Source organism: Aestuariivirga litoralis (assembly GCF_003234965.1).
In the GTDB taxonomy this organism is placed as follows: Bacteria; Pseudomonadota; Alphaproteobacteria; order Rhizobiales; family Aestuariivirgaceae; genus Aestuariivirga; species Aestuariivirga litoralis.
This window is the reverse complement of record NZ_QKVK01000017.1, coordinates 1-15714: the sequence shown is the minus strand read 5'-3', so window position 1 is coordinate 15714 and position 15714 is coordinate 1. Positions and strand designations below refer to the sequence as shown.

Annotated in this window: 14 protein-coding genes; 9 read left to right on the top strand and 5 right to left on the bottom strand. The window is 63.8% G+C overall.

From position 1 onward, the window contains the following. Window positions 1-103: 103 nt before the first annotated feature. Window positions 104-472, top strand: coding sequence for a hypothetical protein (locus tag DK847_RS20065; RefSeq protein WP_111200333.1), 369 nt, complete (start codon window positions 104-106; stop codon window positions 470-472). A 9-nt stretch (window positions 473-481) separates the two neighbouring features. Here DK847_RS20065 and DK847_RS20060 read toward each other — a convergent pair whose 3' ends face one another. Then, a complete protein-coding gene (locus DK847_RS20060; protein WP_111200332.1) occupies window positions 482-2359 on the bottom strand; it encodes an adenylate/guanylate cyclase domain-containing protein in 1878 nt (625 codons plus the stop codon). Between the two features lie 91 nt (window positions 2360-2450). Here DK847_RS20060 and DK847_RS20055 point away from each other — a divergent pair, with 91 nt between their 5' ends. Next, complete coding sequence (locus DK847_RS20055) at window positions 2451-3128, top strand: SOS response-associated peptidase (RefSeq protein ID WP_111200331.1); 678 nt, start codon at window positions 2451-2453, stop codon at window positions 3126-3128. Between the two features lie 45 nt (window positions 3129-3173). On the opposite strand, the gene glf is transcribed toward DK847_RS20055, so the two are convergent. The 3 genes from glf to DK847_RS20040 all read right to left on the bottom strand — a co-directional run bounded on the left by glf (window position 3174) and on the right by DK847_RS20040 (window position 6696). After that, window positions 3174-4310, bottom strand: coding sequence for a UDP-galactopyranose mutase (gene glf, locus DK847_RS20050; RefSeq protein ID WP_111200330.1), 1137 nt, complete (start codon window positions 4308-4310; stop codon window positions 3174-3176). 3 nt (window positions 4311-4313) lie between these two features. Next, window positions 4314-5312: a glycosyltransferase gene (locus tag DK847_RS20045; RefSeq protein ID WP_245414684.1), complete on the bottom strand. Its 999-nt coding sequence runs from the start codon at window positions 5310-5312 to the stop codon at window positions 4314-4316. Window positions 5313-5775: 463 nt separating this feature from the next. Then, window positions 5776-6696: a glycoside hydrolase family protein gene (locus DK847_RS20040; RefSeq protein WP_111200328.1), complete on the bottom strand. Its 921-nt coding sequence runs from the start codon at window positions 6694-6696 to the stop codon at window positions 5776-5778. Window positions 6697-7088: 392 nt separating this feature from the next. Here DK847_RS20040 and DK847_RS20035 point away from each other — a divergent pair, with 392 nt between their 5' ends. Both DK847_RS20035 and mtnA read left to right on the top strand, forming a co-directional pair. Continuing rightward, the gene (locus DK847_RS20035; protein WP_111200327.1) at window positions 7089-7271 is read left to right on the top strand and encodes a hypothetical protein; all 183 of its coding nucleotides are present in this window, start codon (window positions 7089-7091) and stop codon (window positions 7269-7271) included. Window positions 7272-7317: 46 nt separating this feature from the next. Beyond that, the gene (mtnA, locus tag DK847_RS20030; protein ID WP_111200326.1) at window positions 7318-8415 is read left to right on the top strand and encodes an S-methyl-5-thioribose-1-phosphate isomerase; all 1098 of its coding nucleotides are present in this window, start codon (window positions 7318-7320) and stop codon (window positions 8413-8415) included. Here mtnA and mtnK read toward each other — a convergent pair. Then, a complete protein-coding gene (mtnK, locus tag DK847_RS20025; protein ID WP_111200325.1) occupies window positions 8409-9689 on the bottom strand; it encodes an S-methyl-5-thioribose kinase in 1281 nt (426 codons plus the stop codon). The two genes, mtnA and mtnK, sit on opposite strands and share 7 nt — an antisense overlap. Window positions 9690-9964: 275 nt before the next feature. Between mtnK and DK847_RS20020 the strand changes: the two genes are divergently transcribed. The 5 genes from DK847_RS20020 (at window position 9965) to DK847_RS20000 (ending at window position 15663) form a co-directional block, all read left to right on the top strand. After that, complete coding sequence (locus tag DK847_RS20020; protein WP_111200324.1) at window positions 9965-10990, top strand: sugar ABC transporter substrate-binding protein; 1026 nt, start codon at window positions 9965-9967, stop codon at window positions 10988-10990. 6 nt (window positions 10991-10996) lie between these two features. Further along, complete coding sequence (locus DK847_RS20015) at window positions 10997-12514, top strand: sugar ABC transporter ATP-binding protein (RefSeq protein ID WP_111200323.1); 1518 nt, start codon at window positions 10997-10999, stop codon at window positions 12512-12514. 25 nt (window positions 12515-12539) lie between these two features. Then, window positions 12540-13610: an ABC transporter permease gene (locus DK847_RS20010; protein ID WP_111200322.1), complete on the top strand. Its 1071-nt coding sequence runs from the start codon at window positions 12540-12542 to the stop codon at window positions 13608-13610. 80 nt (window positions 13611-13690) lie between these two features. Further along, window positions 13691-15118, top strand: coding sequence for a cryptochrome/photolyase family protein (locus tag DK847_RS20005; protein WP_111200321.1), 1428 nt, complete (start codon window positions 13691-13693; stop codon window positions 15116-15118). Beyond that, window positions 15115-15663, top strand: a complete 549-nt coding sequence (locus tag DK847_RS20000; RefSeq protein ID WP_111200320.1) for an NADPH-dependent FMN reductase — start codon at window positions 15115-15117, stop codon at window positions 15661-15663. Before DK847_RS20005 ends, DK847_RS20000 begins: the two co-directional genes overlap by 4 nt. Window positions 15664-15714 lie beyond the last annotated feature (51 nt).

The following is a 15714-nucleotide window of genomic DNA, read 5'->3' as shown; positions in this document are numbered from 1 at the left end:
CGCAAAGGTTCATGGACAAGCTGTCGGTGGAGCGGAAAATGGCCGCTGCGCGCGCCATCCAGCCCAGGGCAGCGGCAGACACGTCAATGGCAAGGAGAAACCCATGATGATGAAACGCATGTTTTTGGCGGCCGCCGCCCTCGCAACGCTCGCCACCGCCGCAATCACCGCGGCACCCACCGCGGAAGCTCGCGTCTACGTCTATGGCGGCGTTCCCTATTATGGCTATGCGGTTGCGCCGCACTGGCGCTACTATTACGGCCGTGGCTGGTATGATCCCTACGCCTACAGCTATGTTCAGCCGGCGAAGATGACCTGTCACCAGGCCCGCCAGGCGGTGAAGGCCAGCGGCTACTACAATGTCGTGACGCTGGACTGCTCAGGCAAGATCTACAATTTCTCGGCCCTGCGGAAGGGCAAGCAACGCTATGTGTCGGTGAATGCCCGCACCGGGGCCGTCTGGCAGAACTAGCCTCATGCCTCAGGCGTGGCCGCCACCCATGTCGGGTGCGGCGGCCCGCCTGATCTCCTGCCAGCGCGCATCCTCGTGCAGCGAATCGAAGTCCGAATCGCGCAGGATCCATTCACGCATGTCGGCGTTGCTGATGGGCAGCAGGCGTGACAACACGCTGAAGGCTTCGTCCGGCCTGCCGCCCACACTGTAGTAGCAGGCAATGTTGTAGAGCGTGAGGTAATCGTCCGGTGCGATGGCGAGTGCCGTCTTGGCCCACTGCTCGGCGCGCTTGCTGTCCTTGAGCTTGGCAAGCGCAGTGGCCATGAAATAGGCTGGCCTCGGATTTTCAGGGTTTTTCGCGAATTCGCGTTCGGCACGTTCCACGCCCCTCGTGGCGCAACGAACCGCGTCCGCCTCGCGCCCGAGCGAGGTGTAGACCTGGTTCAGCAGGATGAGGGTCTGATAATCCTCGGGCTTCACCTCGGCGGCACGCTCCCAGTGTCGCGCCGTATCCTCGAGCTTGCCCTGGGCATAGCAGGAGCGCCCCAGGAAGTAATGAACCTCAAAGAGGTCGGGCTCGAGCTGAAGAGCGGCCGCAAACTCGACCTCGGATTCCGGATAGCGGTGGGCGATGGAAAGCGCCAGGCCCCTGGACGCATGAGCATCCGCGAGGCCGGGCTCCAGCGACAATGCCTTGCCACTGTTCGCCAGCACTGCCTCTGATGTTTCCTCGCTGTAGTCCATGTAGAGGAAGGCATCGCAATCCGCGAGGCCGGCGTAGGCCCGGGCGTAGGAGGGGTCGAGCTCGATTGCCCTGACGAACATGCGCTTCGCGAGATTGTAATAGGTCCGTGAACCGCGATGGAAGTAATCGCGGCCACGCAGGAAGTAAGTATAGGCCTCGACGTTGCGGGTGGGCGCCTGCTCGATTGCCTTCCTTTCCTGCGGTAGCAGGCGAACCTTGAGCTGGGCCACGATCGACTTGGTGATCTCGTCCTGCAGGGCGAAGATGTCGGTGAGGTCACGGTCGTAGCGGTCGGCCCAGACCTGGCCACCGCTTGCGCCTTCGGTGAGCTGCGCCGTGATCCGGACCTTGGAGCCCGCCTTTCGCACGCTGCCATGCAGCAGATAGCCAACACCCAGATCGCCGGCGATCTCCTCCATGTTCGCCGGCCTGCCCTTGTGCTTGAATACGGTGTTGCGGCTCAACACGAAGAGTTCGGACACGTTGGAGAGGTCGGTGATCAGGTCTTCGGTGATGCCATCGGAGAAGTATTCCTGCTGCGGATCACCGCTCATGTTGGAGAACGGCAGCACCGCGAGTGAGGTGCGCTGCGGCGCCGGCCGGCCCGCCGCGCGCTCCCGGTTCCTGGGCTGTTCGGCACCGATCAGGAAAATGTGCAGGGGCCGCGCAATGTTGCGCAGGGTCTTTTCGCCAAGATCCTCGAAGGAAACTTCGAGCCGTGCGCCGATCTGGAAGCGGATGCCGGCCGAGCAGGCAATGCCGCCTGGCGGCGCATGGGCCACCATGCGGGCCGCAAGGTTCACGTCGTCGCCGTAGAAATCGTCACCCTGAACCATCACGTCGCCGAGGTTGATGCCGATCCGCACCCTGATGGCGCGGTCTTCCGGGAGAGCGGCACTGCGCTGGGCCAATCCGCGCTGGATTTCGAGCGCTGCCTCCGTCGCCTCCACGGCACTGGCGAACTCCGCCAGGAAGCCATCGCCCATGAGTTTGAAGATTCGGCCGTCATGGCGGGAAACAGCCGGCTCCACGAGCTCTTGCCGGTGCTGGCGGAGTGCTTCGAGGGTTGCTTCCTCGTTGGCTTCCATCAACCGGCTGAAGCCCACGACCTCCGCCGCCATGATGGCGGCAAGGCGGCGCCTGACGCGCTCCTGCGGCATTCCCTTCTCCCAAAAATTCAGTACCAACTATGTGTTTCAGCGTTGTAAATTGCAACGAATTCGTGGCGCGAGCCACCCATTCGAGGCCCGCATGTGCAATCTCTACAGCCTCACCCGTGGTCAGGCCGCCATCCGCGAGATGACCCGCGCCATGGTCGACCGTACAGGCAACCTGCCGCTGATGCCCGGCATCTATCCAGACTATCGGGCACCGATCGTTCGCCATGGCGAGGCGGGCCGCGAGGTGGCCATGGCGCGCTGGGGCATGCCCTCGCCCGCCTTCGCGCTGACCGGCCGCAAGAGTGACCCGGGGGTGACCAACGTGCGCAATGCGGGCTCGCCCCACTGGCGGCGCTGGCTGGGCGAAACGTCGCGTTGCGTGGTGCCCTTCACCAGTTTCGCCGAACCCGCCGTGCGGGCGGATGGAGGCAGGGAGAACGCCTGGTTTGCCTTGAGCGCCGACCGGCCGCTCGCCTTTTTCGCGGGGATCTGGACGCGTTGGACCTCGGTGCGCAAGGTGAAGGAGGGCGAGACGACCAATGACCTCTACGCCTTCCTGACGACCGAGGCAAATGCCGAAGTGGGCGCCATCCACCCAAAGGCCATGCCAGTGATCCTGACGACGGCGGAAGAGATCGGGCACTGGCTGACCGCACCCGTGCAGGAGGCGCTGCAGCTGCAGCGCCCCTTGCCTGACGGAAGCCTGTCGATCGTGGCTCGTGGCGGCAAGGAAGACAGGTGGTCCTCTGCCGCCGGTCCCGCTACATGATGGCGGCGGGCCGATCGTTCCAGAAGAATGAAGAAGGGCTGCGGATTACTCCGCAGCCTCGCTGATCGCCTGTCGGGCGCCAGGCACCGGCAGGGCATCCTGGATCCGCCGGAAGGTCGCCAGCGCCTGGCCCACCACCTGGTCCATGTTGTAATAGCGGTAGGTGGCAAGCCGGCCGACGAACCACACGTCGCTGCGCGCGGCCGCGAGTGCTTCATATCGCTTGTACAGCGCCTCGTTCTCGGCTCGCGGCACAGGGTAGTAGGGGTCACCCACGTCGCTCGGATATTCGTAGGTGAGGCTGGTCTTCGGCGCCGTCTGCCCCGTCAGGTGCTTGTACTCGGTAATGCGGGTGAACTCTTCGGTTTGCGGGTAGTTCACCACCGCGACAGGCTGGAAGCTTTCCTGTTCCACCGTGCGGTGTTCGAAGCGCAGCGAGCGGTAGGGCAACTTGCCGTATTGCCAGTCGAAGAACTCGTCCACCGGCCCAGTGAAGATCAGCCGGTTGTAGCGGAGCTGGTCGCGGATCTCGCGGAAGTCGGTCTGCAGCATGATCTTGATCTTGGGGTGCTGCAGCATCCGCTCGAACATGCGGGTGTAGCCATGGCGCGGCATGGCCTGGAAGCTGTCGGTGAAATAACGGTCATCCCGGTTCGTTCGGGTGGGGATGCGGGAGGTCACCGACTTGTTGAGCTGGGAGGGATCAACACCCCATTGCTTGCGCGTGTAACCGCGGAAGAACTTCTCGTAGAGCTCCCGGCCCACGGTGCTTACCACCACGTCCTCGGAGGTCCGGATCTCGTCCACCGGCTCGCGGCGCTCGGCAAAGAAGGCCTCGAGCTCGCCGGATGAGAGATTCAGCCCGTAGAGCCGGTTTATGGTGTCGAGGTTGATCGGGATGGGCAGCAACTGGCCGTCAACCTTCGCCAGCACCCTGTGCTCATAGGGCCGCCATGCGGTGAACCGCGAGAGATAGTCGACGATCTGCTGGCCATTGGTGTGGAAGATGTGGGGGCCGTATTTGTGGATCAGGATGCCCGCATCATCGAAGCAGTCATAGGCATTGCCGCCGATGTGGTTGCGGCGGTCGATGATGAGGACGGACTCGCCCCTCTGCGAGGCGATCCGTTCGGCGAGCACGCTGCCGGCAAAGCCGGCGCCGACGATGAGCCAGTCGAACATGGCTCAGGCTCCAACGCGCAGCGCGGACGCGATCCGCGGACGGGCCACACGCGACAGATGGCCGGACATCGCCGCCCAGGTCTGGTCCCAGGACATGGTGGCGAGGTAGGCATCCACCGATTTGCGTAGCAGGTCCTTGGGATTGCCCAGCGCCTCGCGGATCCTGTCCTCGATGTCTTCGGCATCCGCAATCTGGACGAGGCCATGGGCACCATAGCTGCGCACCACGTCCACGATGGCGGTCGAAACGACCGGCAACCCCGCTGCGAGGAACTCCGGCGTCTTGGTGGGGCTGATATAGCGGGTCGCTTCGTTGAGCGCGAATGGCATCCATCCCATGTCCCAGTTGGCCATGTAGCCCGGGAGTTCCGCATAGGACTTGCCGCCAAGCCAGTGGATGTTGGGCAGGCGCGGCAAGTCGGCAGGGTCGATCTTCACCACTGGTCCGATCATGATGAACTGCACGTCGGACATTCTCGCAGCGGCCCCGGCGAGCAGCACGGTGTCGAGGCGCTCATCGATGACGCCGGCGAAGCCAACACGAGGATGGGGGATCGAGGACTGGTCGGCCGGGTCCTTTGCAGGCCTGCGCGCCTTGTGGAAATGTGCTACGTCGATCGAGGACGGGAACGGGTGGATCGACTTGTGGAGACGGCGCTTCGCCTCATAGATGCTCTGTCCGCCGGTAAACACGACGTCGGCGCGCTGCATCAGCAATCGTTCCATCTGCACCAGTTCACGCGGCGCGTTCTTGAAGGCGGAAAGTTCGTCCATGCAATCATAGACGCAGACGTCACACTCGATGTGATCCGAGAAGGGTAGCGCCATCGGCGTGTAGTACCAGACGATGAGCCGATCATGCTGTACTGCGGCGAGTGCATTGTTCAGCAGCGCGCGCTGCATGTCGATGGCCTGTAAGGGCGTCGTGTCCTCGGGGAGTACAGGGGTGAGCACCCGCAGACCAAGCGTTGGCTCCGTCGCGCGCATGATGGGACGGGGCACGTCTTCATAAACCGGTTCCTCGACATACAGGACAGTGTGGGTCCTGGCTGCACGTGTCAGGAGATGCTGCGGGCGCTGGAAGACGAAATTCCACCGAAGATGTGACAAACACAGAAGAACCGACGTTTCGGAGGTGGCTGCCTTGGTCTTGGGAAGTGCCGTCAATGTGGGGAGCGCCATGTCTGTCCTGTTCCTTAATCAAATGGTGCGTAGGCATTCGATCCTACTTGTGGCCGCGTGAGGGACGGCACCGCATCCAGGTTTCGCAACGGCTGCCGCTGCACCCGCGTGAATGGCGGGTTCGGGATGCAGGACTGGTCTGGAGGGTTCGGGGGTCCGCCTTGTTCAAACGCAGGGGTCCGGGTTTGGTTCCTCCCGGGTGAGCAAGGTCAAACGTGCACTAGGAGACGCAGAAGACCAGCCCGCGTTCGCGCGGGCCGGCATCAGCTCTGGCAAAGCCAGTTCAGGCGCTGCGCGACAGCTTCGGTTGCGCCAGATCGAATTTGGCGATGCCGAAACGCCATCGATGATCAGTGGCAACCTGTCGGCACTGGTAGAACAGCATCAGTTCGTTGCCGTCCACCATGACGGTCGAATGGCCGTTCTCGCCCGGTTCACCCGGATCGAGCACCGGTCCCAGTGACTGGTAGGGCCCTTCGACCCTGTCGGCGATGGCGAAGAACACGCGCTGGCGGCTGCCGCGCGGGCCCTCCGGCAGGAAGCAGGTGGCATTGAGCAGGATACGGCCATCGGGCAGCTCCACCAGCTGCGCACCTTCGATGCCCCATTCATAGTCCGGATGTTCGCGCGGGTTGTGGTGCGGAACCTCGCCGTGATCGAGTATCTTGCCCAACCGCTTCCACGGACCAAACCAGGAATCCGACATCGAGCGCGCAAGATAGATGTCAGGCTGCGGAACCCGGGCGAAGGGCGGCATTCCGGAATAGACGATGTAGCGCTTGCCGCCGACCGTCGCGGGATGCGGATCATAGATGCCGTCTTCTCCGGTGCCTGCAAGGGCGACGAGTGCAGGCTGCAACACCACCCAGTTGAAGCCGTCATTCGACACCGCATGCTCGCAGCGCCCGCCCGGCTTCATGAACTCGGTCTGCACGAACATGTGAAACACGCCGGCATCGAAGATCACGCCGGGTGCGGCGACGCCCGATCCCTGGATCGGCAGCTTCACCGGTTCATGCTCCGTCCACGGACCATAGAGGTCTGCCGCAGTGGCATGGAGGATGCTCCATGTCTCGCTCCTCACGGTGCCTGATGAGCCAAAGACATGCCAGACTTCGCCATCGAATACGGGGCATGGGTCCTTCAGATCCTCGGTCATCGCAGGATGAAACAGGGGAAAGACATTGTCGCTGAACTTGATCATGTGGTTCTGTCCGGGACGCCGGCCTGTCTGGCCCGGCGCGGGAATGCGTTTCTAGTTCCCGCCGCTGCTGCGGCTCGCTGATGGCAACGGATGATCACCCCTGCAGGATGAATGGCCGCTTAATGGTTCGACTGTGTACTTGTGAACTCATGCCGCACACGTGCAGAACAATCCTCGCTCCTGACGTCGCGATGTTTGCTTGCGAAGTCAAGGTGCAACAGGTCGCCATCCGCGAGTTTTGGTTCGCCGTTGCATGAGTGTGACGGCTGCTCCCAGTCGGGAGCTGCGCCATGCAGGGTCATTCCAGCACCCTTCACGCTTTGGTTCCTGCCCGGTTGCAGGCTGGAACGCTTGGGGCCTCTGCGGCGTTGGCTGCGGGAGGAGACGGAATCATGGACAGACCGAGCGACATCGACGAGACGGCGAGCCGCGCCAATGACGGGAAGACGGCGGAGGAGCGCCAGCGCGGCAACCGCGGCGGGCAGGTGACGGACGGCAAGAATGGCGACGTGCCCGCCGGCGGCGGGCGGCGGGGGCCTGGTCGCTGGGTGAGCTACCGGCAGCGCGGCGATTGATTGTCGGCATGTTCTCCTCCACACTCGTGACGAGTGGAGGACCTGCATGAACGTCAACGGACGCCATTACCGCACCATCTGGCTCAATACCGACGGCTGGGCGGTGGACATCATCGACCAGACGAAATTTCCGCATGTCTTCGAAACCGTGACCCTGCGGACGCCGGAAGAGGCCGCTCATGCCATCAAGGACATGCTTGTGCGCGGCGCGCCGCTGATCGGCGTCACCGCCGCCTATGGCATGGCGCTGGCCATGCGGCAGGATGCCTCCGACGCTGCATTGGCCAGTGCTTACGATCTGCTGGTGAAGACGCGTCCTACGGCCATCAACCTCAAATGGGCGCTCGACGAGATGACGCGCGTGCTCAGGCCGCTGGCAGCGGCTGAGCGCAGGGCCGCAGCCTATGCGCGGGCGGCCGAGATCGCGGAGGAGGACGTGGCCATCAACCAGGCCATCGGCCGCAACGGCCTCGACATCATCAGGCACATTGCATCGCTGAAGCCGGGGCAGACCATCAACATCCTCACTCATTGCAATGCCGGCTGGCTCGCGACGGTCGACTGGGGCACCGCGACCGCACCCATCTACACCGCGCATGATGCGGGTATTCCGATCCATGTCTGGGTGGACGAGACGAGACCACGCAACCAGGGTGCCTCGCTGACAGCTTGGGAGCTGCTTCACCACGGCGTGCCGCATACCGTGATCCCGGACAACACGGGCGGCCACCTGATGCAACACGGCCTTGTCGACATGGCCATCGTCGGCACCGACCGGACCACGGCGCAGGGAGATGTGTGCAACAAGATCGGCACCTATCTCAAGGCCCTGGCGGCCCATGACAATGGCGTGCCCTTCTACGTCGCCCTGCCCTCGCCCACCATCGACTTCACGGTCGTCGACGGGATCCGGGAAATCCCCATCGAGCAACGCGGCGGCCATGAGGTGTCGCACCTCACGGGCCGCACCGAGGACGGGCGCATCGAGACGGTGGAGATCGTGCCGCGCGGCTCGAAGGTGGCGAATTATGCCTTCGACGTGACGCCGGCGCGCTATGTGACGGGGCTCATCACCGAGCGCGGCGTGATCGCAGCGAACCGTGGGGCGATCGCGAAGGCCTTTCCGGAACGCGCGGCTCAGTAACGCGTCACCTCCACGCGCATGCGGCGGGCGGCGTCGGTGACCGAACGGATCGTGGGATAGCGCGCCGCGTTTACCATCATGTCGCGCGCAAGGGTCAGGGCACGGGCCTCGCAGGTGGCCCGGCGGTCCTTGTCCTCGATCCATTCGAGATCGATGTTGTGGGCGAGCCCCAGAATGCGGCGGATCATCTTGGCCGCAGCAAAGCCCACTGTGTCGGTCCACAGGCGGTCCATGTAGGCCTGACGCTCGATCTCGAGCCGTGCCGCGCCGTCGACGCCCTCGAACAGCGAGGCGGGATAGGCATCCCCCGTCGGGTTCTCGCGCCACAGCTCGAGGAATTTCGCGCGGAACTGGTCGATGATCTGCTCCAGCGTGGCGAGAACCCAGCCGCGGTAGGGGTCGCGCTCGCCCGAATCCTTCTCATGGCCGTCCTGGGCGAAGAAGTTCAGCAGGAAATTGGCAACGATGGCGCCGACGTCGAAGCCCATGGGACCCATGAAGGCGAATTCCGGGTCTATGACGCGGGTGTCCTCCGGGGTCAGCATGACCGAGCCAGTGTGCAGGTCGCCGTGCAGCATGGCCTCTGCGGAGGACAGGAACTTCAGCTTGAGACGGGAGACAGCCACCTTGAGGTCACCATCCTGCCGCCAGCGCGCGGCGTAGGCATCGAGCTGCGGCGACGTCCAGCGGTTGAGCGCGGCCACGCGATAAGGATCGGTGAAGATCAGGTCCTCCGTGATCTTGCACAGCGCCGTGTTGCCGGCAAAGGCAGCGATCAGGGCCTTTTTCCGGTCGGCCGCCAGCGCAAGGTCGGAGGTGAAATAGAGGGTGCGCGCCATGAAGGTGGAAATGTCGGCGGCGAATCTCGGATACTCGACACCACCGATCATGCCGCGCCGCATGATGATGTGGGGCTCGAGAAGCTCCATCACGATCAGGGCGAGGGCTTCGTCATAATGATGGATCTTCGGCACCAGCGCACCGGTGAGGCGCGCCTGCTCGCTCAGCGCCATGTGCTCGTAGTGGGCCCGCGACAGCGGCAGCGGCCAGCTTTCCCCCACCAGCCGCACATAAGGCAGCGCCTGCTTCACGGCGACACCACCGACGGGTCCCTTCACGATGAACACGAGGTTCAGGTTGCCGTCGCCCACCTCCATGATGGACCACTGATCCGGCGGGCCGCCAAGAATGCGGCGCACATTCTCGATGCCTGAAAGATAAGCAGCGAGGGTTTCGGGTTTCTGGGGGGCGTAGCCGTCTCGACTCTCGATCATTGCAGACATGCGGATTGCTGATGCGTTCATGTCATTGAGCACTGAAACTCATCGCAAATGCAAGCCGATGCCATCGCAAGTCAGCACTTTCGCATTCGCGAAAACTTTGATGCCATGCAGCATTCTGCATTTATCACACAATAGCTCTGGACAATTCGCAATCTGTGTCGGATGTTTTCCGGGATCGGCGTCCTCAAGAAGTTTCGGCCGAACAGCCGGCACGAAGCCATCCCGGGCGCGCGAGAGACCATGAGCTTTGGAGGAGGACCAACGCAATGCTCGACGATCTCATCAAGGAAGCCGCCAACCGCCGTGACGTGTTCAAGAAGCTGGGTGCTACCGCACTCGGCGCCGCCCTGCTGGCCGATGCGGGCTTCGACCCCGCCATGGCACAGGCGCTCGCCCCCGCTGGCAAGCCGATGAAGGCTGCCTTCTCCAATGCCGGCCTGCAGGCCACCTGGTGCGCCCAGGGCAAGCAGGCAGCGGAGGCCTGGGGCAAGCTCATGAATGTGGAGGTCACCTGGTTCGACGGTGAACTCTCCGCCACCAAGCAGCGCGCCGCCATTGACAACATGGCCTCGCAGACATGGGACTTCGTGGCGATCCAGACCTTCGGCATCGGCACGCTGACCGACCCGATCAAGAAGATGATCGACGCCGGCACGCCGGTGATCGCCATGGACACGCTCGTCGCCCCTCCCGGCACGGTGCCGCTGCAGACCTTCATCGCGCCCGACAACATCATGATGGGCTCGGTCGTCACCAATGCGCTGGTCAGCGCCATGGGTGGGGCCGGCAACATCGTGATGACGCAGGGTGCGCTCGGTCATTCCGGTGCCCAGGGCCGCGCCAAGGGCTTCCACCAGGTGATCGACGGCAATGCCAACATCAAGCTCCTTGATGAGCAGCCCGCCGACTGGGACGTGACCAAGGTGGCCCGCATCTGGGACTCGCTCCTGACTCAGTATCCGGACATCAAGGGTGCCTTCTTCCACAACGACGACATGGCTCTTGCCGCCTACAACGTGATGAAGGCCAAGAACCGCACCGACATCCTGATCGCCGGTGTCGACGCCATGCCGCCTGCCGTGAACGCGGTGCTCGACGGCGTGATGGTGGCCACCGTGCGCAACCCCTCCTGCCGCATCCATGGCTGGGCGGTGGCGGCGGGTGTCGCCGCGGTGCAGGGCGGCGAGAAGGCCGGCAAGGATATTCCGGACTTCATCCTCGCCGACGGCCCCGTCATCACCAAGGAAACGGCGCCCGGCCATTTGTGGCTGCAGAAGAACTTCCTGATCTGACCCTTGATGGCTGATCAGTCACAACAAGCGAGCGGGGGTGCAGAACCCCTGCTCGAGCTTTCCAACGTATCGAAGCACTTCGGCGGCGTCATGGCGCTGCAGAACGTGGACTTCACCCTGCTGCCAGGCGAGATCCACGGGCTGGTCGGCGAGAACGGTGCGGGCAAGTCAACCACAATGAAGATCATCGCAGGCGTCCACACCGATTTCGACGGCACCATGCGAATCAAGGGCCGCGAGGTTCGGCTGCGCTCGGCGCGGGACGCGCTGGCCAATTCCATCGGCATGGTGCACCAGGAGCTCTCGATCGTTCCGGACCTGAGCGTGGCGGAGAACGTGTTCCTCGGCAACCAGCCGCTCACCTCGATCGGCACGGTGGATTGGGGCCGCATGAACCGTGAGGCGAAACAGCTGATCGCCAGTCTCGGCCTCGACATCGACCCCACCACCACCATGGGCTCGCTGCCCGTCGGGCTGCAGCAGCTGGTCGAACTCTCCCGTGTGCTGTTCTCCGGCGCGCAGATCATCATTCTCGACGAGCCGACATCGGCACTGTCGCCGCCAGAGGTGAAGCAGCTTTTCGAGGTGCTGCGGCGGCTGCGCGCCGAGGGCCGCTCCATCGTCTTCATCTCGCATTTCCTCGACGACGTTCTGGACATTTCCGACCGCGTCACGGTGTTCCGCAATGGCAAGAAGGTGATCACCGAGCAGACCAAGAACCTCACCAAGGACAGCGTGATCGCCCACATGATCGGGCGCGGTTCCAAGGACATGCACATGGGCGAGGCGGCGGAGCTGACGGGCGATGATGCCAAGCCCGTGGTGCTCTCGGTCTCCGGGGTCAGCGATGGCAAGAACCTGCGGGATTTCTCGATCGAGCTGCGCGCCGGGGAGATCGCCGGCGTCTATGGCTTCATGGGCTCTGGTCAAATCGAGCTGGCGCGTGCCCTGTTCGGCAAGGTGCCGCTGCGGCGCGGCTCGGTGAGCCTCGACGGCAAGCCGGTGCGATTCAGGTCAACCGCGGCAGCGCGCGCCAAGGGCATCGCCTTCGTGCCGGAAAACCGGCGGATGATGCTGTTTCGCCAGGAGCCGGTCTACAAGAACGTGTCGATCTCGATCCTCGAGCGCATCCACCGCATGTGGCTTAAGCCCAGGACCGAGAAGCGCATCACCGAGGGTCATATCAAGGACCTCCAGATCAGGCCGCCGCGCACGGCAATTCCGCTGGGCTCCTTGTCGGGCGGCAACCAGCAGAAGGTGGCGCTGGCCAAGTGGCTCACCCACCTGCCGCGCGTGCTCATCCTGTCGGAGCCGACCCGCGGCATGGACGTGGGGGCAAAGGAAGACGTGATCCGCATCGTCAAGTCGCTGCGCGACAAGGGTGTGGCCATTCTCGTGCTTTCCACCGAGCCGGAGACCATCCTGACACTCGCCGACCGCGTGACGGTTATCCGCAAGGGCACGGTGGCGCGTGAATTTGCGACGGGGCACATCGAGAAGGCAGACCTGCTGGCGGCGGCTTGAGGCTTTTGAAGGAGACGGAGTGAACATGACCACGGTTGAAACGGCAGCGCCCAAGAGCTTCTCCCTGAAGCGCTTCCTCGCCGATCAACTGCGCAATATCGCGCCGGTGTTCACGCTGGTGGCGCTCGTGGTGTTCTTCAGCTTCGCGTCGAGTTCCTTCCTGACGCTCGACAACATGCTGAACATCGTGCGCCAGCTGTCGATCACCGGCATCATCGCGGTGGGTCTCACCTTCGTGATCCTGACGGCGGAGATCGACCTCTCCGTTGCCGCGGTGGCGAATGCGGTTGGCATCACGGTCGCCTATTTCACCATCCAGCCGGATTACGTGAACATCGCCAACATTCCGCTGCCGGGCTGGATCGCCATCATCCTGGCGCTGCTCTCGGCCCTTGCCTTCGGCCTCGTCACCGCCTTCGGCATGACCTTCATCGGCATCCCGTCCTTCATCATGACACTGGCCATGATGCAGATCGCCAATGGCGTCTCGGCGCTCCTCGTGCGCGGGCAGATCGCCTACCAGTACCCGGACCTCATCACCACGCTGGGTTCAGGCACCGCCTTCACCATTCCGCTGGGTTTGAACGCGGCCGGCAAGGCGATGTTCATTCCCATCGGTTGGCCGATCATCGTATGCATGATCTTCCTTCTCGTCGGGCACCTGGTGCTGACCTATACGCGTTATGGCCGCTACGTCTACATGGTGGGCGGCAACCGCGAAGCGGCGGAATACTCCGGCGTCAACGTCAAGTTCATCATCGGCTCGGTGATGGTGATCTGCGCCATGTGCTCCGGCATCGCCGGCATGCTGGGTGTCGCCTATTTCGGTTCGGCCCAGCAGAACCAGTTCGACACCTTCCTGCTCGATGCCATCGCCGCCGTGGTGGTGGGCGGCACGTCCCTCTTCGGCGGGCGGGGTGGCATCGGCAACACCATCATCGGGCTCCTCGTGCTGGGGGTGGTGAATAACGGGCTCGACCACATCCAGATCGACAGTTTCCTCAAGATCCTGATCCGCGGGCTGATCCTGCTGGCGGCACTGATCATCAATGTCTACGCGCAGGTGCTGAAGGAAAAGCAGGGGGATATGGATTGACGGGCCTGTCCTCTTCCGCGTCTTGAGCGGGAGATGACCCAGGGGTTGATCCCCACCCCCGCCCGGTGCGTAAAAGGCGCATGGCATCCCCGTCCCTCTACTGGCTTCGCAATGACCTGCGCCTCACCGACAATGCCGCCCTGACGGCGGCGGCGGCGCAGGGCCCGGTGATTTTCCTCTATGTGCTCGATGACGAGACGCCGGGGGACCGGCGGCTGGGCGGGGCCTCGCGCTGGTGGCTGCACAAGAGCCTGGAGGCGCTGTCCGCCAAGGTGCCGCTGGTGCTGCGGCGGGGGGCGGCGGACAAGGTGATCGCCGCCATGTTGAAGGAGAGCGGCGCGACGTCCGTGCACTTCACGCGTGATTATGCGCCGTGGTCCGGAGATCTCGAACGGCGCGTGAAGGTCGTGGCCGAGACGGCGGGGGCCTCCTGCCACCGCTATGGCGGTTTCCTGCTGCATGAGCCGGAGGCGATCCGCAATGGCTCCGGCGAGCCCTACAAGGTCTATACCCCCTTCTCCAAGGCCTGCTTCGCGGCGGGCGAGCCGAAGCCGCTGAAGCCCGTGCCGAAGTTCAGAGCATATGATGGCCAGCTGAAGAGCGACACGCTTGCCGACTGGACGCTGCTGCCGACGAAGCCCGACTGGGCCAAGGGCATGGCGGCGCACTGGACACCGGGCGAGGCAGGTGCTGCGCAGCGGCTGAGGGACTTCATCGCCGACGGGCTCGAATTCTACGCCGACGAGCGCGACCGGCCTGACCGCGATGTGACCTCCAGGCTCTCGCCCTATCTCCGCTTCGGCGAGATCAGTCCGGCCCAGTGCTGGCATGCGGTGCGCGCGGCGCAAGTTGCGGCGGGCGGCAAGCTCGACAGGGCGGCCGAGAAGTTCCTGAAGGAAGTGCTGTGGCGGGAGTTCTCTTATCACCTGCTGCATCACTGGCCGACCTTGCCAGAGAAGCCCTTCCGGCCGGAGTTCGCCGCGTTCCCGTGGAGCGAGAATGCGAAGGCGCTGTCCGCCTGGCAGAAGGGGCGCACGGGCTATCCCATCGTCGACGCCGGTATGCGCGAATTGTGGGTGACGGGCATCATGCACAACCGGGTGCGTATGATCGCGGCCTCCTTCCTCATCAAGGATCTGCTGATCCCCTGGCAGGAGGGTGAGCGCTGGTTCTGGGATACCCTCGTCGATGCCGACATCGGCAACAATGCTGCGAGCTGGCAGTGGGTGGCGGGCTGCGGGGCGGATGCCGCACCCTATTTCCGCATCTTCAATCCGGTCCTGCAGGGCGAGAAGTTCGACCCGGCCGGGGCTTACGTGAAGAAGTGGCTGCCGGAACTGGCGCATCTGCCCGATGAATTCGTACACCGGCCGTGGGAGGCGCCCGCGTTGGTGCTGAAGGCGGCCGGGGTTGAACTGGGCAAGAACTACCCCCATCCTGTCGTGGACCACGGCAAGGCGCGCGATCGCGCGCTGGAGGCCTTCAAGGTGATCAAGGGGTCGGCATGACCAAGTTACTCGGCATCAGCGGTGCGCTGCGCAAGGCATCGACCAACACGGGGCTGTTGCGCGCGCTAAAGGAGATGACGCCGGCGCATGACTCCTTCGACATAGCGACGCTGCACGGCATTCCGCTGTTCGACGAGGATGACGAGGCGGCGACGGGCAAGCCCGAGGCGGTGAAGGTGCTCGATGCCAGGATCCGCGCTGCGGATGGCATCGTCATCGCCTGTCCCGAGTATAATTTCTCCGTGCCCGGTGTGCTGAAGAATGCCACCGACTGGCTGTCGCGCGGCGGCTCGCCCTTCCGCTGGAAGCGGGTGGGGATCGTGGGTGCCGGCGGCGGGCAGTTCGTCGGCACGGCGCGGGCGCAATATCACCTGCGGCAGAACCTGCAGGCGCTGCAGGCCATCACCATGCCGCGTCCGGAAGTCTTCGTGAACCACAACGAGGAGAAGTTCGACGCCGCGGGGAACTTGATCGACGCCGAGACGCGGCGGCACTTGGGCAAGTGGTTCGAGAGCTTTTTGGAGTGGGTGGAGAAGAGGCCCTAGTCGTCCCGCTCATCCCCACCCTCATCATGCCCGGGCTTGTCCCGGGCATTC